The sequence below is a fragment of the Oceanobacillus chungangensis genome (assembly GCF_003369565.1).
Classification (GTDB): domain Bacteria; phylum Bacillota; class Bacilli; order Bacillales; family Amphibacillaceae; genus Oceanobacillus; species Oceanobacillus chungangensis.
The window spans coordinates 121,459-141,559 of record NZ_PIOD01000011.1; the positions used below are offsets into that span (position 1 = coordinate 121,459).

Consider the following 20,101-nt stretch of genomic DNA (forward strand, 5'->3'; position numbering starts at 1 on the left):
ATTTTACCAACTGTCATCCATTATACGGTTAGAAAACTTTGTTGTCACCAAGATTTTCAGGGACAATTTTAGGGGAAGTTCGTTCGGTTAACAACTAGGGCGTCCTGGGACTGCGATTACTCGCACCACCCCAAAACCTTTAAACCTGTAGGCCCCGCTTTTGTAGTAAGAAAGGTATTATATTTTCTTAACTCCCCCAAAAAACAGACCTGCCATGTTTAAATGACAGGTCTGTAATTATAGTTATCGATTACCTTTAATATAAGGAATTCCACTTGCTTTTGGTGCCTCAGCACGACCGATGAATCCTGCTAAAGCAAGGATAGTTAATACATATGGAGCTATTAGTAAGTATACTTGCGGTACATCTGCAAGTAATGGAACTCCCGCACTTACAACACTTAAGCTTTGTGCTAATCCGAAGAAAAGTGCTGCTCCCATTGCACCTAGCGGATGCCATTTACCAAAAATAACCGCAGCCAACGCCATAAAACCTTGCCCAACAATCGTAGAATGTGAGAAGTTAGACACAATAGTTAAGGCGAATACAGAACCACCTAGACCTCCGAGTGCACCAGAGAGAATAACACCAATATAACGCATTTTATACACGTTTATACCATTCGTATCTGCTGCCATTGGATGCTCTCCAACTGCTCTTAGACGTAGACCAAATGAAGTTTTATAAAGAACATACCAAGCAATAAACGCTATAATGATTGCTAGATAGGATGTTACATACACACCTTGAAAAAAGATTGGGCCAATGATTGGAATTTCAGAAAGTAATGGGATGTCTGTAGTATAGAACGGTTGTTGAACCATATCTGTTTGTCCTTTTCCATACCATAATTTTGTCAAATATACTCCTAATCCCAACGCAAGCATATTAATAGCCACACCACTAATCGTTTGATCCGATCGAAATGTAATCGATGCAACTGCATGGACTATCGAGAAGATTGCACCAACTACTGTTGCTGCTATAATTGAAACCCAAGGAGTCCAAGCCCCTAATACATCAGCAAACGTTAAGTTAAATACAATTCCTACAAAAGCACCCATAACCATTAATCCTTCTAGACCAATGTTGACTACACCAGAACGCTCACTAAATACTCCACCTAGTGCAGTAAATATAAGAGGAGCAGAATAAAATAATGCAGTCGGTACTATTGATTGCAAAATATCAAACATTTATTTCTCCCCCTTTTTAAAACGAAGTAATGCCCAACGAATAATATAACTTGATGCAACAAAGAAAATAATTAAAGCTATAATAATATCAACTAATTCTGTAGGCACACCTGCACCAGTTGGCATTTCGCCAGCACCTTCTTTTAATGCTCCAAATAAGAAAGCGGCAAACACCACAGCAAATGGATTATTCGCACCTAGTAATGCGACCGCAATCCCATCAAAACCGATATTAATATTTCCAGACATAACAGAAATGGTACCATATGTACCTAAACCTTCCATTGCTCCTGCTAAACCTGCAAACCCACCAGAAATAACCATAGTCAGTACAATATTCTTACTAACATTCATACCAGCATACTTAGAGGCATGCTTGTTATATCCAACAGCTTTCAATTCATAACCTAATGTTGTTCTTTCAATAATAAACCACATGATAACAGCTGCAAATAATGCAATTAAAATTCCATAATGCATTCTTGAGTAAAAGGTTATACTTTGTAACCAAGGTGATGCAAGTGATGCAGTAGCAGAAATAGGCTCAGTAGTTGTTGCACCATCTGTTAATACACTACGAATAATTTCATTCGCACTGAATAGTGCAATATAGTTCATCATAATCGTTACGATAACTTCATGTACACCTAACTTTGCTTTTAAAATTCCTGGAACAAATGACCAAAGTGCACCAGCAGCCACTGAAGCTAGGATTGCTAATGGTAAATGGATAATCATTGGCGCATCAACAGCCAGTCCAACCCATATCGCTGCAAGCCAGCCGACAATTACTTGTCCCTCAGCACCAATATTAAATAGACCGGACCTAAAGGCAAAGGCAATCGAAAGACCAGTCAATATATATGGTGTCGTACGTCTTACCGTTTCACCTATTGTGTATGAGTCTCCGAAAGCACCGTTCCAAAGTGCGGTATATCCCACAATTGGATTATAACCCGATACAAGCATAATAATTGCTCCAGCGATTAAACCAAGTATTACTGAAATGATTGGTATTAAAAATGTAATTAATCGTTTATTTGCCATTTGCTTCACCCATCCCATTTACCTTACTACCTGCCATTAGCATGCCTAGCTCTTGCTCATTCGTTTCTTCGGGATTCACAATGGCAACTACCTTACCATCAAACATGACAGCAATTCGATCACTCACATTTAAAATTTCATCCAATTCAAACGAAACAAGTAGAACGGCTTTTCCTTTGTCACGCTCTTCAATCAATTTTTTATGAATAAATTCTATTGCTCCAACATCAAGCCCTCTTGTTGGCTGTGCTGCGATTAATAAATCAGGTGAACGGTCTACTTCCCGACCGATAATCGCTTTTTGCTGATTTCCACCAGATAATGCCCGGGCTTTTGTATAAACACTTGGTGTCCGAACATCGTACTCTTTAATTAATTGTTCAGCTTTATTAAATATCTCTTTATAGTTTAGTATTTTTACTTTTGAATAAGGCTTTTTATAATATGTTTGTAAAACAATATTTTCACCAATCGAATAGTCTAGCACAAGCCCGAAACGATGTCTGTCCTCTGGAATATGTCCGACACCACTTTCCGTTATTTTTCTTGGTGATAGATTGGTAATATCTTTATTATTTAATTTGATTACTCCAGATCTTGCTTTCCTTAAACCTGTAATTGACTCAATCAACTCGGACTGACCATTCCCATCGACACCAGCGATTCCAACAATTTCACCTGCACGAATATTAAGATCTAATCCCTTTACAAGATCTACCTTCCGAGAATCCTTTACATATAAATTCTCAATTTCAAGGACATTCTCCTTTGGTTCAGCAACCTTTTTCTCTGTTTTAAAGTTAACCTCTCTGCCTACCATTAAGGAAGCTAGCTCGATTGGATTTGTTTCAGCTACTTTAACCGTTCCAATTCCTTTACCTTTTCGTATAATCGTGCATGTATCACATACTTCCATTATTTCTTTTAATTTATGCGTGATTAAGATGATAGATTTCCCTTCACGTGTTAGAGATTTTAGTATTTCTATTAACTCTTTTATCTCTTGAGGTGTTAAAACTGCTGTAGGTTCGTCAAAAATAAGAACCTCTGCACCACGATAAAGCGTTTTTAGAATTTCAACACGCTGCTGCATCCCAACTGAAATATCACTTATTTTCGCATCTGGATCCACTCTCAATCCATAGCGATCGGAAAGCTCTTGAATTTCTTTTCTAGCTTTATCAATATCAATCGTACCAGTTTTCTTTCTCGGCTCCTTGCCTAGAACAATATTTTGCGTTACGGTGAACGATTCAACTAGCATAAAGTGTTGATGCACCATACCAATCCCAAGATCATTCGCTTTATTCGGGCTCGTAATATTTTCTTTCTTGCCATTAACGCGAATTTCGCCCTTTTCAGGCTGGTATAAACCGAATAACACGTTCATTAATGTCGATTTCCCCGCTCCATTTTCACCCAATAAAGCGTGAATTTCACCTTTTTTTAATTGAATCGTAATGTTATCATTTGCAATGATACCAGGGAATTCTTTACGGATGTTTAACATTTCAATCACGTACTCCACAGCGTTCACCTCTATTAAAATATGAATATTTTTTAGTTATCAAGAAAGTATAAAAACTATCTGACTCTACATATACCATAAGGCTTTTTAAAACCTTACTGTCTAATGATTTTACTAGCAAAATCACCAAATAAAAAAGGCTAATCATTAACTCTTTTTTATTTGAAGATTTTAACCTACAGCACAAATCATGAGAGAAGAAGGCTGCTTTTTCAGCCTTCTTCCATCATAAATTAAAGTGATTCCTCAAATGCTTCTAATTCTTCTCGTGTTTTAGGAACTTCTACTTCACCGTTAAGAATTTTCTCTTGCCATTCATCAACTGATTTAATGATATCTTCTGTCATTGCTTCTTCATTTGTTGTTGTAACAGCAATTCCATCTTCTTCAATGCCGAATTCTAATTTCTCTCCACCAGGGAATTTACCGTCTTTCGCAAGATTAGCAAGTTCTTTTACTGCAACATCCACACGTTTAACCATAGATGTCAATGTAACATTATTATCACCAATTTGCCCTTCCTCATGCTGGTCACGGTCAACACCGATTACCCATATTTGACGCTCTGGATCATTTTGCTTAATATCTTTTGCTTGGTTAAATACTCCGTTACCAGTACCACCTGCAGCATGATAGATTACATCAATTCCGTTATCGTACATGTTTGAAGCAATTAATTTACCCTTCGCAGCATCACTAAAATGTTCTGCATATTGTACATCGACTGTGATATCAGGATTAACAGATTTAGCACCAGCAATAAAACCTGCTTCAAACTTTTGGATTAGTGGAGAGTCAATTCCACCGACGAAACCTAATTTTCCTGTTTCTGATTTATGAGCTGCAGCAACCCCTACTAAGAATGAACCTTGATGTTCTGCAAATCCAAGACTAGCAGCATTTGGTGCGTCAACAGTTTCATCGACGATTGCGAAATTCGAATCCGGGAACTGTTTTGCTGCTTTTTGTATATCTTCCTTCAATAAGAATCCTGTAGCAAGAATTACATCATACTCATCACGAACTAATCTTGTAATATTTGGCATAAAGTCTGCTTGTCCATTAGATTGTGCAAAATCTATACCATTACCTTTTGTCAATCCATTTGCTTCTCCAAATTCTTGTAAACCTTCCCATGCTGATTGGTTAAATGACTTATCATCAACTCCACCTTGGTCTGTTACCATTGCGATGCCGAAATCCTTAACTTCAGCTTCACTGCCACTTGCACTATCTTTTTTATCTGTGTTTTTGTCACTTGAACTAGTACCACATGCCGCTAAAAAGATTCCTAACCCTAAAACCAATGCGAATAATAAGAAGATTTTGCTTTTTTTCATCATAAATGAACCCCCATAATTCAATATTATTATTAATAAAATACTATTTACTTTAAAAAACATAGCACACCTGCTAAACAATCACCTCCCAAAAACATAAAATCAAATATTGGTTAGTAAATACTAAAAAAAGTCTATTCTACTTCCTCATACTATGAGAGAAGATGAATAAACTTTAACATAAAACATATCATTGTATCCCCACAATGATTCATCTTTCTCATAGTCTAGCATTTACGGTGCTAGGTAGAAACTTCTAAGCCATATTCTTAGTAAATATATGAGTCTATTTAATTATTTTTTTCGTAATAAGCATATCAAATTCATAGTGAGGATGTCAATAAAAAATCGGACGATTTATAAATATTTTTGTTTAACGTCCGGATTCTGTTTGATTGAAAATTAGTATTATTAAAATATAGTCTACTTTCCCGAAAAATTCACACGTTGTTAAGCTATTTACTAGCGATTGAGTTACTCTATTTTTCACCAGTCAAATAATGCAGTACATTATAAATTGTACTGCATTATTTATAAATGATGCTACTTATTGATGATTATAATATGCATATTAAGACGTTATTTCTTCACTTAGCTGCGAGACTAATACCGTTCTTGGCTTACTACCTTCGTATGGTCCAACGACACCTCTAGCTTCCATAGCATCAATTAGACGGGCAGCTCGGTTATAGCCGATTCTGAAGCGACGCTGAAGCATGGATACACTTGCACTTTGCATTTCTGAAACTAACTTAACAGCGTCGTCATATAATTCATCTTCTACTTCCTCTACCATATCTTCCGTGTCTTCAGGGATCATATCTTCTTGGTAAGATGCCTTTTGTTGTTCAATACAATGATCGACAACTCGTTCTACCTCATCATCGGTTAAAAAAGCACCTTGAATTCTTGTCGGTTTCGATTGACCAACAGGGAGAAATAGCATATCTCCACGCCCTAAGAGCTTCTCTGCCCCTCCAGAATCTAAAATCGTCCGAGAGTCTGTTTGTGAGGATACACTGAAGGCGATACGAGATGGTATATTCGCCTTAATCACTCCTGTAATAACATCTACAGATGGTCTTTGTGTAGCAATAATTAAATGTATTCCTGCTGCCCTTGCCATTTGTGCAAGTCTCGTAATCGAATCCTCTACATCACTTGAAGCAACCATCATTAGATCCGCTAATTCATCAACAATAACTACAATATATGGCAGATTCGGTTGGATTTCTTCTGTAGTTAAATTATATTTACGAATATATTCATTGTAGCCCTCGATATTACGTGTTCCACTATCAGAAAATAGATCGTATCTTCTTTCCATCTCTGAAACAACTTTTTTTAATGCCCGAGAAGCTTTTTTCGGATCGGTTACAACAGGTGCAAGTAAATGTGGAATGCCATTATACACATTTAATTCTACCTTTTTTGGATCAATCATCATCATTTTAACTTCATGCGGCTTTGCACGCATAAGTATTGTAGTAATAATTCCATTGACACATACACTTTTCCCACTTCCAGTAGAGCCAGCAATTAGCAGATGTGGCATTTTATTTAATTCCGTGGACACTGCTTCACCAGAAATGTCTCGCCCAAGAGCCACTAATAGTTTCGAAGCTTTATTATTCCACGTACTGTCAAATACCTCTCGAAGCGATACCATTGAAATCTCTTTATTTGGAACTTCAATCCCAACTGCTGACTTCCCTGGAATTGGTGCTTCAATTCTTAAATCCTTTGCAGCAAGTGCAAGTGCCAAATCATCATGCAGACTAACGATTTTACTAACCTTTACTCCTGCTTCAGGTGAAACTTCGTATTTTGTAACAGCGGGTCCAACATGTACTTTGGTAATTCTTGCTTTCACAGAAAAGCTCTTGAAAGTGCGCTCCAGCTTTCTAACCGTCGCTTGTACTTCAGACTTTTCTTGATGTTGTCCACTTGGAAGTGGCTCCTCTAATAGATCAACAGATGGCAAGATATAATCGAAATTCTCTGTTTCCGCCATCTGCATCGGCGGGTCTGTTTCAAGTTCCGAATCAGGTTCAGATTGCTGTTCTGTCTCATTAGTCTTCATTTCATCAACCATTGATGTTGAATATGCAACCTCCGGAAAATCACCAATTATTGGCTCTTCATGCGTGTCCTTATCATCCATTGACTCGGATTGAAGTAACCTTTCTTCCTTTTGATTCTTCTTATCCATCCTTCTCGTCTTCCATTTTTCATAGAAACTAAATGTGGATTCCTTCGATTTTTTAAAGAGCTTAATAGATAACTCACTAATTGATAGATTCGTTATAAAGATTACACCTAGCAACATAGAAAAGACTGCAACTATTTTTGCTCCTACCATTGAAAATAAATAATTACAAAATGCAAATATGATTGCACCGATCATTCCTCCACCCGTTTGCATGGAAGTACCTTGTCCGTTTAAAAATAGAAAGAAATTATCCCAAGTCGTTCCGATAATTGAAACATCGCTTGGCGATATAAGTAATCTATCAAATACTTGAATATGGGTTAAAAGAAGAATCCCTGCTAATAGAAAATAAAACCCAACCATCTTTTTCGTTAAAAAGTCCGGGTATTTTCTCCTCACTAGTAAGCTAATTCCTGTAACCAATAAAATGACCGATGCAATAAAATACCATATTCCTAAAAAGAAACGAAATAGATGCTCAAGTCCACCTGGAATTGCACCATCACTAATTGCACTTGCACCACTACCAAAAATAGCTAAAAAGATAAATAATAATCCTAGTAGTTCATATTTTAATAGTTTCGATTGTTTACTATTTCTTCGTTTTCTCCGTTTCTTCGCCATTTTTACCACCTCTATCTTACTTCTATCCAATATCATTTTTCACTAAATAGTAAACCCTTACCAATAGCATGGCAAGGGTCTGTCCTATTATACAGTCAAAACTATTATAACATATTTTGGTTAATTTATTACCGTACCGGGACAGTAATTATCATTTAAGAAATCCTGTGGATCTGTCGACAATAGCTGGATCAATTTGTAAGAACCGTCAGTATTTTTATCGACCGCAATGAGTTTTCCCTCATGCTCAATAAATGTTCTATTTTCAAATAGATCGGATGTATTCGGATAAATATCTGTAATTGCTACTGGGGTATACAGAATCATTGTATCACCTTATTTTCTATTTTATTATCACTGATCAACTCATTTAATTTCTGCATTGCTTCTTTAACTCCACCAACTTCATCTATTAATCCACATTCGACCGCCTCAATGCCAATGACATTTGTACCAATATCTCTAGTTAAATTTCCTTTAGCAAACATTAGGTCCTTAAATTTTTCTTCCTTCACTTTGGAATGGTTAATAACAAATTGAATCACTCTTTCTTGCATTTTGTCCAAGTATTCAAATGTTTGTGGCACCCCAATCACTAGGCCTGTTAATCTAACTGGATGAATCGTCATCGTTGCAGTTGGAACAATATAGGAATAATTCGTTGCGACCGCTATTGGGACACCAATCGAATGCCCACCACCTAACACAATTGATACGGTTGGTTTAGAAATGGAAGCAATCATCTCGGAAAGTGCTAATCCTGCTTCAACATCTCCCCCTACAGTATTTAGTAGAATAATCAATCCTTCAATTTTAGGATTTTGTTCAATGGCAATTAATTGTGGGAGTAAATGCTCATATTTCGTCGTTTTATTTTGTGGAGGCAATTGCATATGACCTTCTATCTGACCGATAATTGATAATACATGAATATTAGAGTCAGGCGCTTGTGGGATCGTCGATTGTCCTAATGCCTGGATTTTCTGAACTAAAGAGGATCCACCAGTTGCCTGATCATCTTTTTTCTCTACTTCCTTTTCCATTTACGCACACTCCTTTTGATTTATAAGCTTAGTATTGGCGTAATTGATTGGATACATGCACGCAAAAGCGGAAGCACCCGGTTAGGAGACGTACGGACTGTGCCCCACAGGATAAATAAGCTTCCTTGAAAATATCGTAAAAAGAAAAAGTGTTTTTGTTTCTCCCGACGTGGAGTGGTTCGACTTTGCCACATGATGTTGTGGACTTGCCGAATATTCCTTCGTAGGTGATACAGGAAACTCTTTGGGAGCGTTGGAGAGTCGATGTTGAATTTAACCACAAGAGTACAAGTGCGACTAAGCTTCTGGTTTCACCATCGGCAGTTTAGATTGTTATGAGGTGAGAGTAGTCATGCTACGAGCTCGGGCGCTGAATCTCGACTCAGCTGTTCTAGTACAAGAAATGAAATATTCCCGTTAAATCCTATACATCCCTGTCCGCGAACAAAAAAAATCGGCCTTGTAAGCCGATATCTTTAACGATTTAGGAGTGAATTTAATTTCGCTATCTCATTGTCTGTTAAGTCAACTAATGGTAATCGGACACTACCAACCGACATTCCATTTATTGCTAACGCGGCTTTAACTGGTGTTGGTGATGGTGAAGAAAAGAGTCCAGTCATAACAGGAACTAATTCACGATGCAATGATGCAGATTCTTTTACATTACCTTCAAAAAATAGGTCAATCATTTCTTTCATTTCATTACCAATTACATGTGATGAAACTGAAACTACGCCATTTGCACCTATTGCAAGCATTGGTAATGTCATACTGTCATTCCCACTATACACACTAAAGTTATCATCTGTCTTCTCAATAATAGTTGCTACTTGATCAAGATCTACCCCGGCTTCTTTTAACGAAACAATATTATCGATTTTACTTAATTGAATCACAGTTTCTGCATTCATATTGATAACGGATCGACCTGGAATGTTATACAACATGATTGGTAATGCTGTTTCACTAGCTATCATTTTAAAATGCTCATATAACCCCCGTTGATTTGGCTTATTATAGTAAGGAGTAACAAGTAAAATACCGTCAACACCGCAGGACTCCGCCTCTTTAGTTAAAGAAATCGAAGCTTGAGTATTATTCCCACCTGTTCCAGCAATCACTGGTACACGTTTATCGACCACCTGTACAACATGTTTAAACAAGTCAACTTTCTCTTCATGTGTTAATGTAGGAGACTCTCCTGTAGTTCCGGCGACAATCAATCCCTCAGTTCCATTATCAAGAAGGTATTCAATTAGCTTTGTTGTTTGTTCAAAATCAATTTTATTATCTGAAGCAAACGGAGTAACCATTGCCGTTAAAAGTCTACCAAAATTCATGCGATGTCCACCCTTCCGTATTATTGGCTTGACGTACCTCACAATTTCTTATTAATTTATGTTTAAAAAGGAGGATAAGACTTTTAAAACGCCCTCTATTAACTAAGTTCAAACACTTCATGTAATGCATTTACTGCTAAATGTAAATCCTTTTGCATTACAAGTACCCAAATAGTCGTATAACTATCCGCTGATTGCAGAATCTCAATGCCAGCTTCTGTTAGCGCTTGAACAATTTTTGAAATAACACCTGGTTGACCAGTCATACCCGCACCAACTGCAGAGACCTTCGCGCAGTTCTCTGTAATTTCTGGATGAAAACCCAATGATTCCAAGATGGATACCGCTTCATTCGTTACATAATCTGGAATCGTATAAATAACACCTGTTGGCGACATATTTATGAAATCAACGGATATCCCTGCCCCAGCCATTGCTTTAAAAACTTCCGATTGAATCCGATAAGCCGATTCCTTAGTTTGCACTCTGATTTGTGAAATTGACGAAATATGAGCGATACCTGTAATCAAGCGATCAGGAATCTCGATTTCAATACTTGTAGCTGAAGTGACATAGGTTCCAGGTAAATCGGTATACGTCGATCTTATACGCATTGGAATATTTGCCTGCATCGCAATTTCAACTGCTCTTGGATGAACAACCTTTGCACCTTGATATGCTAAATTACAAATCTCGGTGTATGTGACAGACTCTAGATGTCTTGCATTTTCTACAAGTCTAGGATCTGCAGTCATGATACCATTTACATCTGTAAATATTTCAATTTGCTCAGCAAGTAGTGCAGCTCCAAGGGCTGCTGCACTGGTATCACTCCCGCCGCGTCCTATGGTAGTAATTTCTCCTGATTCTGTTTGCCCTTGAAATCCTGCAACAACCACAACATCATGATATTGTAGTTCATGTATTATTCTTTTAGTATCCACTTTTTTTATTCTTGCATGATTATAATCCCTAGTAGTAATAATTCCTGCCTGTGCACCAGTTAGTGCTAAAGAATTTATTTGTTGGTTCTTTAATTCACTAGTTAATACAACCGATGAAATAATTTCACCGCAAGACATTAGCAAATCAAGCTCACGATTTGCATTCTGATTTCCTGGAAAATCAACTAATCCGAGCAATGTATCTGTTGCATATGGGTCTGGTTTTCTTCCCAGTGCAGATACAACAACAACTAGTTTATACCCTTGTACTAATGCATCTTTGATGTGTTTGATAACATGTTGTCTGTTTTCCTTAGATTGCACGGAAGTACCACCATATTTTTGAACTAGCAGTTGCATCATAACACCTCTATCATTATCTCCTTATGAAGGGGGATGTTCAAACACTAAGGCTCATTTCGAATAATTTGATGCTATTTATAAATAAATTCCGAATTAGGCGTAAAGTTGATTTTCACTCCATCCAGTCGCTTTCACGGACAATGCGGCCTGCTTCTACTGAAGAGATTCCCTCCCCCATTGATCTCAGCCATAAATATTTCCACTGGTGTCCTCCGTCCTCTGCCAATCAGCGGCAAGGCAATAAAAGAGAGGCTCACCAGCCTCCCTAAGGTGCGCGTGGTGTATTTCCGAAGCGACTGGCACGGGAGCTACTCGTCATCTCAAATTATTCTATACATCTACTTATCATTACCATCCATTATATGACAGATAAAAAAATCTTACAGCCAATTATTTTTAATTATTGATTCTGCGATTTGTACTGTATTAAGTGCTGCACCTTTTAAGAGATTATCTGACACAACCCATAAATGGAATCCTTTTTCATTATCTATATCCTTACGAACGCGTCCGACAAATACCGCTTCTTTATTCGCAGCACTTAATGGTGTAGGATACGTTTGTGTTGCTGGATTGTCTTCCAAGATTACCCCATCAGCTGCTTCCAACTCTTTCCAAACATCTTTAACTGTTACTCCGGATTTCTCTACTTCGATATAGACACTTTCCGCATGTGATGTAAAGAATGGAAGACGTACACATGTAGCAGCAACAGCTAGCTCCTGATCATCCAAGATTTTCTTTGTCTCATTAATCATTTTCATTTCCTCAAATGTATAGCCATCTTCATCAAATACGTCGATTTGCGGCAATGCATTAAATGCTATTGGATAGTGTTTTTTATCGCCTTTTACTGGTAGAATATCTGCTTCTAATTCTTGGTTATTAAGATACTGTTTTGCCTGTTTCTGTAATTCAACTGTTGCTTGGGTTCCTGCCCCTGAAACAGCTTGATATGTTGATACGATGACACGTTTTAATCCAAATTGCTCTTTAATTGGTTTAAGTGCAGTTACCATTTGGATCGTCGAACAATTTGGATTTGCGATTATACCATTATGACCTTTAATTGCCTCTTTATTTACTTCAGGCACAACTAATGGAACATCTTCAGCCATTCGATATGCACTCGTATTATCTATAACAACTGCACCACGTTTTACCGCTTCTGGTGCAAGTTGTTTCGAAACTGAGCCACCAGCAGAAAATAATGCGATGTCTATTCCTTCAAAGCTTTCTGGAGTAGCTTCTTCAATCGTTACATCTGTACCATTAAAAGATATAATTTTTCCTGCAGATCGTTTAGAGGATAGTAGTTTTATTTCATTTATTGGAAATTCTTTTTCTGCTAATAATTTTAATATTTTTTGTCCAACAGCGCCTGTTGCTCCGACTACTGCTACATTATATGTTGTTTTTACTGTCATTTGTAAAATTCCTCCTGTAATGTATTTCTAATATTTAAACTATCTTATCATACTTTAACGAATAAAAGGAATAATTATAGGTTGAAGTTGTTTACCTTGGAGAGCATATGTTACAGCTGCTTCTAAATAATTCAAATCAGCTACTAATGAGTTCGGTTTTTTGAACGGATTATCTTGGCCAAATGGAATAAAGTAAATATGCTTGCTATTCATTAATTTCATCAAGTTCACTCCATTTAAACCTAGCGCATCATTTGTTGTAATTCCTAAAACTACAGGATTTTCATTCCGCATCGTTGATTTCGCAGCCATCAGGACTGCATTATCAGTATGGGCATTCGCTAGCTTACTTAATGAATTTCCTGTTAGCGGGGCAATGATCATACAATCAAGTGGATAATCGGGACCAAGCGGTTCTGCATCTGGAATTGTTGAAATCACTTTTTTTCCTGCAATTGCTTCAATCTTCTCAATATGTTCTGGGCCTTTACCGAATTTAGTATCCATATTCATTACAGTATCTGAAACAATTGGAACCACATCAACCTGTTCAGCAACTAGTTTCTCCATCACTTCAAATGCTTTGCTATACGTATGATGGGATCCTGTCAAGCCAAAACCAATTCGTTTACCTGCAAGGCTCATGATGTACTCCTTTCTTCCATCATAATTTGTTTCACCACATCACCCAGAATTTTCCCCGCTGTTTTCGGTGCAACGATACTTGGTAGACTTCTAGCTAAAATTGCTTTTATTCCACGTTTACGCGCATATTCAAAATCAGTTCCACCTGGTTTCGATGCAAGATCAATAATGACAGCACTTGACTGCAGTTGTTGAATTGCTCTTTGGTTCACGACAAGAGCTGGAATTGTATTTATTAATAAATCACATTCACTTGTATAATCGTATAATTTTTCGAGAGGAAACGCCGTTAATCCCATCTCATTTATTCTAGCTAAATCTTTTATATTTCTCGCACTAACAGCAACTTTCGCACCAAGTGCGGAGAATTTATTTGCAACTGTGTTTCCAACTCTGCCAAAACCGGTGACAATGACACGCGAAGAATGAATTGTGTAATCCGTATTTTCAATTGCCATCATTATCGCACCTTCTGCAGTTGGGATGGAATTATAAATTGCCACATCATCTCGATCTAATAATGGAATTAGTGAGATTGCGGGATTTGCCGAGATAGCATTTAAATAGTCATTTGAGATTCCAGTAAAAACAATGGTCGATTTTGTAATTTGATCTAACCATTCTTTCGTTAATTGGATTGTCTGATCTGAAAATATCGTTTCAACATAGCCTTCTGGATCTGTTCCAGTTATCGGTAAAACAATCGCATCAAGTGTATCTAACTCAAGCTCGTGAAAGTCAACCTGCTTTAATCCGATGTACCCCTGTTCCAATTTATCATAGCCAACTAGCATAATGATTGCATCTGGCAGCGTTTGTAATTGTCGAATCAATTCCAAGTACCTGGCATCGCCACCTATTACCGCAATTATTTGACTCATTATCTAATACCCTCCCAAACCTAAAATTCCTAACATAACTTCTTAATAGCTTATGTTCATCGTGCCCAAGAGTGATAAGGAGTTTGGAATAAAAATGTAAAAGGCTAATATCACAACTTTGTGATATTAGCCTAAATCGCATGATAGCTGAACTCAGCCAATTTTTAAAGAAAAGTACTAAAGTGTTTCTGTTTCCACCATAATCATATCCTCACCGATTTTTTTAATCGATTTCCAGCGAATTTTTGTTTCTTCTCCCTCTTTTTTTAATCCAAACCACTTATAATTTGGAATAATAAAGGCTTCGATTTGTCCTGTCTGCTCATTAATCTCTAAATCGGTTTGTCCTAATATCCCTAATCTTGTACCTTCATTAACATTGACAATTTCCTTGCCACTGATCTCCTTAAAACGCATCACATTACCTCCATTTATACCTAAGTAATACATATATATGCGAGAAATAAGCAGCTATGTTAGATAGTCGTCTTATTAATTCATTTTATCTGGTCCAATTAATGCGGTTGATGCAGGTTGATTAAAGGTCGACTCAATTACCTTTTGAATCGATTGATGATCTACTGCATCGATTTCACGAATCATCTCATCCAATGTACGGTGACGCTGTAATAATAATTCATTCCTGCCGTTTCTGTTCATTCGACTACTAGTGCTTTCTAAGCCTAGCATGAGATTCCCTTTTAGTTGCTCCTTACTATTATGTAATTCTTTATCTGTTAATCCTTTATCAATCAGAGTATCTACAGTCTGTTTGATTGTATCCCGAAGTAATGGTAATTGTTCTTTCCCAGTGCCAGCATAGATCGTTAATAAACCATTATCTAAAAATGAACTGTGATAAGAGAATACGGAATATGCTAACCCTCGTTTTTCCCTTACATCCTGAAATAGTCTTGAACTCATGCTGCCGCCTAATACATTATTCATAATGACTAAGCTATACGCATTTTCATCACCTACTGGCAGCCCACTAAATCCGAAGCATAAATGTGCTTGCTCAGTATCCTTAAATTGTTCAATATTGTTGGCTAAGAAAGTTGGTTTCAAAATGGATGATTGGCTGTTCTTTGATTGATATGAACCGAAATAATTTTCAATACTGTTTACAAAAGATTTCTCAACATTTCCTGCAACAGAAATAACGACATTTTCAGGTGTGTAGCGATCATTAATGTAGTTGCGTAAATCATCTGGTATAAAAGATTTCAAATGTCCCTCTGTACCTAGGATAGAATAGCCAAGTGGATGCTTTCCAAAAGATGCCTTAGCTAATAAATCATGGACTATATCATCTGGTGTATCTTCATACATTTTGATTTCTTCAAATACAACTTTCTTTTCTCTTTCCATCTCTTCTTCATCGAAAGTAGAGTTAAAGAACATATCTGCCAAAATTTCTAATGCATGATCCTTATGAGTATCCAATACTTTTGCATAGAAACAAGTATATTCTTTTGAGGTAAACGCGTTTATTTGTCCTCCAATTGAATCAAATGCTTCCGCAATATCTTGTGCTGTTCGTGTCTTTGTGCCTTTAAAAAGCATATGCTCGATAAAGTGAGAAATCCCGTTGTTTTGTTCACTTTCATTTCGTGAACCTGTTAACACCCAAATACCAATGGTTACGGAGCGTACAGCAGGTATATTTTCTAATACAATCCTTACACCGTTTTTACAATTATGTTTTTCTATCAATACGGTTCCTCCTATAGTTTGAATCAAGGCTTCACTACATCATAATCGTGTATCATTACTTCCATTATCTATCATTGCTTAATAGTTTATCAATAGTGCCGATTCGATATTCATTTTCTTTAATACTTTTGATCAATAAATCAAGTCCTTCAGCGATAACCTGAGTTGGATGCATTAATATTGTAGCCCCTGGATGTAGTTTACTATTTACTCGATTCATCATAACAGATACAGACGGTTTCTTCCAATCAATGGTATCTACTGTCCAAAGTATCGTTTCCATTTTTAGGTTATAAGCCGATTGTACTACCTGCTCATTGAAACTTCCACTCGGAGGTGCGAACCATTTTGGTGTTTTCCCAGTAATCGCGCTTAGTATATCATTCGTTTGTGCAATTTGCTCAACGATTTTTTGATTGGATATTCTTGCCATGTCGGGATGGTTATATGCATGATTGCCAATAATATGACCTTGCTCATCAATCATTTTCACTAACTCAGCATTTTCCTTCGCCCACTTTCCTTCAATAAAAAACGTTGCCTTCACTTTATTCTCTTGTAATGTTTTCAATATTGTCGGTATATACTCTGTTCCCCATGATACATTTATCATTAATGAAACCATTTTCTTTTCAGGATGTCCACGATAAATTGGTGAAGCTGGTAGGTCAGACAGCGAGATTTCTGGTTCGATTTGTTTATAAACGAGTAAGGAATCATCAAACACGCCTACATCTTTCATTTTTTCATACGATTTATCAACATCAACCGCTCGCCCATTTCTTCCCGGTGTTTTTTTCCAAACGTCATCAATATAAGCATCTTGCGGTTCTTCATGATAATTTGACTGTTTTTCTAAAATTTCTTGATACAGCGCATCTTCTTTTTTATTCTGTGAGAAGATCGGAACGTCTCTTATTTGAAATGGATTATATTGCGAATTGAATGTTAGTATGACTAGGATTGAAAAAATAAATAAATTAACATACTTACGATAGTGTTTCATCGGTTTATCCCTCCCATACATCTTTATGCATAAGATGGACAGGTTTATACCAATACAAATCATTTTCCAATACTGTTTTCTTAAAGATTGCTTCATTTACTGGAAATCGATATTAATGAACAGTCGATATAAATTGCGAACTAGTTAGGTGCTTCTAGCCAACCGCTCCAAAAATACACTTCGCTTTCCGCGGGGGGCTGGTGAGCCATCTTGTGCTGACGCACTTCGAAGTCACATCTAAGCCCTTCCTCCGGCAGGAGTCTTCGTGTATTTCTTCCGCTAGGATTGTGCGGTTGTAATTTTTAGTATTTTCTTCAAAAGATGCTACGGTATTACCTCTCTAAACGCCGTTGATTGTAGCGGAGGACAGGAGACTCCTGCGGGAACAGCGAAGATGTTGAGACCATAGCGGTCTTTGCTAGGGGCTCAGCTCGAGCCCTCCGGATGCGCGACTGTCCGAGGCGAAAATCAACTTTGCTCCTACTTAGTTCGCATTTTATATATAAACTGCACTAAAAATGGGTATAAAAAAAGAAACTGATTCTCCAGCTTCCTTTTTCAAACTTTATTAAATTATTGATTAGCCTTCTCTTTTCTTTCTCTATCTTCAATTAAAACAGCTTTGCGAGAAAGATTAATTCGTCCTTGTCGATCAATTTCTTTCACTTTTACCATGATTTGATCGCCAATTGATACGGCGTCTTCAACTTTATTCGTTCTTTCTTCTGCTAATTCAGAGATATGAACGAGTCCGTCCTTACCTTTAAACAATTCAACAAATGCCCCGAATTTCTCAATTCGCTTAACAGTTCCTAAGTACATTTGCCCAACTTCGACTTCTCTTACAATATCCTCAATGATCTTCTGAGCTTCTTTATTCATTGATGAGTTAGTTGAGGAGATAAAGACTTTACCATCCTGTTCGATATCAATCTTAACGCCTGTTTCATCAATGATTTTATTAATTTGCTTCCCGCCCGGTCCAATAACATCGCGAATTTTGTCAGGATTAATTTCCATCGTTAAGATTTTAGGTGCATACTCAGAAAGCTCTGATTTCGGCTCATTAATCGTAGCTAACATAGAATCTAAAATTTGCATACGACCTTTTTTAGCCTGCGCCAATGCCTCTGATAAAATCTCATTTGATAATCCATCGATCTTAATATCCATTTGCAATGCTGTAACACCTTTTGCAGTTCCAGCAACTTTAAAGTCCATGTCACCAAGCGCATCTTCCATACCTTGAATATCCGTTAGAATACTATAGTCATCGCCGGATTTTACTAGACCCATTGCAATTCCCGCAACTGGAGCTTTGATAGGAACCCCTGCATCCATCATCGCTAATGTACTAGCACAAATACTCGCTTGAGATGTAGAGCCATTTGATTCTAATACTTCTGAAACTAAACGAATCGTATATGGAAATTCCTTTTCAGATGGGATTACTTTTTCAAGTGCTCGTTCCCCAAGCGCCCCATGTCCAATTTCACGACGACCAGGTCCTCTAATAGGTCCTGTTTCGCCAACACTGAATTGCGGGAAATTATAGTGGTGCATAAATCGTTTTGTCTCTTCTAAATCTAGCCCGTCTAATATTTGAACATCACCTAATGCTCCTAGAGTACAAATACTAAGTGCTTGGGTTTGTCCACGTGTAAATAATCCCGAACCATGTGTTCTCGGAAGTAAATGTACTCGAGATGATAACGGGCGAATTTCATCAATTTTTCTTCCATCTGGACGAATCTTCTCAACCGTTATTAATCGACGCACTTCTTCTTTCACCATTTTATCTAAAATGGATTTAACTTCTTTAATAAGCTCTTGTTCATCCTCTTCAAATGAAGCTAGCACTTCTTCTCTAACAAGATTAATTGCATCGTCTCTTGCATGCTTCTCTTGAACTTGGATTGCTTCATGCAATTTAACTTTTGCCTCTGCTTCTACTCGTGCAACTAGCGCTTCATCGAATTCAGATACGATAACTTCAAATTTGTCTAAACCAATTTGTTTTACAATTTCCTCTTGGAACTCAACAAGACGAACAATTTCCTTGTGACCGAAAAGGATTGCTTCTAGCATGATTTCTTCAGGTACTTCAAATGCACCCGCTTCAACCATATTAATCGCATCTTTCGTACCTGCAACCGTTAATTCAATATCGCTTTTCTCAGCTTGTTCAACAGTTGGATTAATGACAAATTCGCCGTCAACTCTTCCAACATGTACCCCTGCAATCGGACCAGCGAATGGAATATCGGAAACACCTAATGCAATAGATGATCCAATCATTGCTGCAATTTCGGATGGACAATCTTGGTCAGCACTCATGACCATACTAATTACTTGAACTTCATTTCTAAATCCATCTGGAAATAGTGGGCGAATTGGTCGATCAATCAATCGTGAATTAAGGATTGCCTTTTCACTTGGTCTACCCTCACGTTTGATGAAGCCTCCAGGGATTTTCCCTACTGCATATAAACGTTCTTCATAGTTAACTGTTAATGGAAAAAATGGTAAATCTTTTGGTTCTTTTGAAGCTGTTGCAACAGCAAGTACCGATGTATCTCCATAATGGACCATACAAGCACCATTTGCTTGCTTCGCTAATTCTCCAATTTCTACAGTAAATGTTTTACCAGCAATTTCTGTAGAAAATACGTGTTTTTCTTCTGCCATTAGTTAAAGTGCTCCTTTCAATACCACGATATATTTTCCATTTTATATTTTAAATGAAAAAAAGTAAATTCGATTTTCTTTAGTAGTTAAGAAAGTA

At 37.2% G+C, this 20,101-nt stretch carries 16 protein-coding genes and 1 riboswitch; all 16 genes read right to left on the reverse strand.

Going from position 1 to position 20,101, the window contains the following annotated elements:
* Positions 1 to 243: 243 nt before the first annotated feature.
* Positions 244 to 1,197: an ABC transporter permease gene (locus CWR45_RS10665; RefSeq protein ID WP_115749847.1), complete on the reverse strand. Its 954-nt coding sequence runs from the start codon at positions 1,195 to 1,197 to the stop codon at positions 244 to 246.
* Complete coding sequence (locus CWR45_RS10670) at positions 1,198 to 2,244, reverse strand: ABC transporter permease (protein ID WP_115750096.1); 1,047 nt, start codon at positions 2,242 to 2,244, stop codon at positions 1,198 to 1,200.
* Positions 2,234 to 3,772 carry an ABC transporter ATP-binding protein gene (locus tag CWR45_RS10675; RefSeq protein ID WP_115749848.1) on the reverse strand — a complete coding sequence of 513 codons (1,539 nt, stop codon included), beginning with the start codon at positions 3,770 to 3,772 and terminating at the stop codon, positions 2,234 to 2,236. Before CWR45_RS10675 ends, CWR45_RS10670 begins: the two co-directional genes overlap by 11 nt.
* A 233-nt stretch (positions 3,773 to 4,005) precedes the next feature.
* Positions 4,006 to 5,112 (reverse strand): BMP family lipoprotein, encoded by a 1,107-nt coding sequence (locus tag CWR45_RS10680; protein ID WP_115750097.1) that lies wholly within the window; start codon positions 5,110 to 5,112, stop codon positions 4,006 to 4,008.
* Between the two features lie 203 nt (positions 5,113 to 5,315).
* A riboswitch (purine riboswitch) is annotated at positions 5,316 to 5,416 on the reverse strand.
* Between the two features lie 267 nt (positions 5,417 to 5,683).
* Positions 5,684 to 7,948 carry an FtsK/SpoIIIE family DNA translocase gene (locus CWR45_RS10685; protein WP_115749849.1) on the reverse strand — a complete coding sequence of 755 codons (2,265 nt, stop codon included), beginning with the start codon at positions 7,946 to 7,948 and terminating at the stop codon, positions 5,684 to 5,686.
* Positions 7,949 to 8,068: 120 nt separating this feature from the next.
* Positions 8,069 to 8,275: a YlzJ-like family protein gene (locus CWR45_RS10690; RefSeq protein ID WP_115749850.1), complete on the reverse strand. Its 207-nt coding sequence runs from the start codon at positions 8,273 to 8,275 to the stop codon at positions 8,069 to 8,071.
* Complete coding sequence (locus tag CWR45_RS10695) at positions 8,272 to 8,991, reverse strand: ClpP family protease (RefSeq protein WP_115749851.1); 720 nt, start codon at positions 8,989 to 8,991, stop codon at positions 8,272 to 8,274. Before CWR45_RS10695 ends, CWR45_RS10690 begins: the two co-directional genes overlap by 4 nt.
* Positions 8,992 to 9,467: 476 nt before the next feature.
* Positions 9,468 to 10,334 carry a 4-hydroxy-tetrahydrodipicolinate synthase gene (dapA, locus tag CWR45_RS10700; RefSeq protein WP_115749852.1) on the reverse strand — a complete coding sequence of 289 codons (867 nt, stop codon included), beginning with the start codon at positions 10,332 to 10,334 and terminating at the stop codon, positions 9,468 to 9,470.
* A 98-nt stretch (positions 10,335 to 10,432) separates the two neighbouring features.
* A complete protein-coding gene (gene dapG, locus CWR45_RS10705) occupies positions 10,433 to 11,638 on the reverse strand; it encodes an aspartate kinase (RefSeq protein ID WP_115749853.1) in 1,206 nt (401 codons plus the stop codon).
* A 383-nt stretch (positions 11,639 to 12,021) separates the two neighbouring features.
* A complete protein-coding gene (locus tag CWR45_RS10710) occupies positions 12,022 to 13,068 on the reverse strand; it encodes an aspartate-semialdehyde dehydrogenase (RefSeq protein WP_115749854.1) in 1,047 nt (348 codons plus the stop codon).
* 54 nt (positions 13,069 to 13,122) lie between these two features.
* Positions 13,123 to 13,713, reverse strand: coding sequence for a dipicolinate synthase subunit B (dpaB, locus tag CWR45_RS10715; protein ID WP_115749855.1), 591 nt, complete (start codon positions 13,711 to 13,713; stop codon positions 13,123 to 13,125).
* Positions 13,710 to 14,594 (reverse strand): dipicolinic acid synthetase subunit A, encoded by an 885-nt coding sequence (dpaA, locus tag CWR45_RS10720; RefSeq protein WP_115749856.1) that lies wholly within the window; start codon positions 14,592 to 14,594, stop codon positions 13,710 to 13,712. Before dpaA ends, dpaB begins: the two co-directional genes overlap by 4 nt.
* A 177-nt stretch (positions 14,595 to 14,771) precedes the next feature.
* Positions 14,772 to 15,011, reverse strand: coding sequence for a YlmC/YmxH family sporulation protein (locus tag CWR45_RS10725; RefSeq protein WP_115749857.1), 240 nt, complete (start codon positions 15,009 to 15,011; stop codon positions 14,772 to 14,774).
* 75 nt (positions 15,012 to 15,086) lie between these two features.
* Positions 15,087 to 16,310 carry a M16 family metallopeptidase gene (locus tag CWR45_RS10730; protein WP_115749858.1) on the reverse strand — a complete coding sequence of 408 codons (1,224 nt, stop codon included), beginning with the start codon at positions 16,308 to 16,310 and terminating at the stop codon, positions 15,087 to 15,089.
* Between the two features lie 64 nt (positions 16,311 to 16,374).
* Entirely contained in the window at positions 16,375 to 17,316 is a 942-nt protein-coding gene (locus tag CWR45_RS10735; RefSeq protein WP_115749859.1) for a polysaccharide deacetylase family protein, read from the reverse strand.
* A 573-nt stretch (positions 17,317 to 17,889) separates the two neighbouring features.
* The gene (locus tag CWR45_RS10740) at positions 17,890 to 20,004 is read right to left on the reverse strand and encodes a polyribonucleotide nucleotidyltransferase (protein WP_115749860.1); all 2,115 of its coding nucleotides are present in this window, start codon (positions 20,002 to 20,004) and stop codon (positions 17,890 to 17,892) included.
* Between the last annotated feature and the right edge of the window lie 97 nt (positions 20,005 to 20,101).

Coding starts and splice junctions, on each gene's coding strand:
- CWR45_RS10710 (WP_115749854.1), bottom strand. CDS start 13,068: ATGACAGTAAAAACAACATATAATGTAGCAGTAGTCGGAGCAACAGGC.
- CWR45_RS10680 (WP_115750097.1), bottom strand. CDS start 5,112: ATGAAAAAAAGCAAAATCTTCTTATTATTCGCATTGGTTTTAGGGTTA.
- CWR45_RS10735 (WP_115749859.1), bottom strand. CDS start 17,316: ATGAAACACTATCGTAAGTATGTTAATTTATTTATTTTTTCAATCCTA.
- CWR45_RS10740 (WP_115749860.1), bottom strand. CDS start 20,004: ATGGCAGAAGAAAAACACGTATTTTCTACAGAAATTGCTGGTAAAACA.
- CWR45_RS10690 (WP_115749850.1), bottom strand. CDS start 8,275: ATGATTCTGTATACCCCAGTAGCAATTACAGATATTTATCCGAATACA.
- dpaB (WP_115749855.1), bottom strand. CDS start 13,713: ATGAGCCTTGCAGGTAAACGAATTGGTTTTGGCTTGACAGGATCCCAT.
- CWR45_RS10725 (WP_115749857.1), bottom strand. CDS start 15,011: ATGCGTTTTAAGGAGATCAGTGGCAAGGAAATTGTCAATGTTAATGAA.
- CWR45_RS10665 (WP_115749847.1), bottom strand. CDS start 1,197: ATGTTTGATATTTTGCAATCAATAGTACCGACTGCATTATTTTATTCT.
- dapA (WP_115749852.1), bottom strand. CDS start 10,334: ATGAATTTTGGTAGACTTTTAACGGCAATGGTTACTCCGTTTGCTTCA.
- dpaA (WP_115749856.1), bottom strand. CDS start 14,594: ATGAGTCAAATAATTGCGGTAATAGGTGGCGATGCCAGGTACTTGGAA.
- CWR45_RS10670 (WP_115750096.1), bottom strand. CDS start 2,244: ATGGCAAATAAACGATTAATTACATTTTTAATACCAATCATTTCAGTA.
- CWR45_RS10695 (WP_115749851.1), bottom strand. CDS start 8,991: ATGGAAAAGGAAGTAGAGAAAAAAGATGATCAGGCAACTGGTGGATCC.
- dapG (WP_115749853.1), bottom strand. CDS start 11,638: ATGCAACTGCTAGTTCAAAAATATGGTGGTACTTCCGTGCAATCTAAG.
- CWR45_RS10685 (WP_115749849.1), bottom strand. CDS start 7,948: ATGGCGAAGAAACGGAGAAAACGAAGAAATAGTAAACAATCGAAACTA.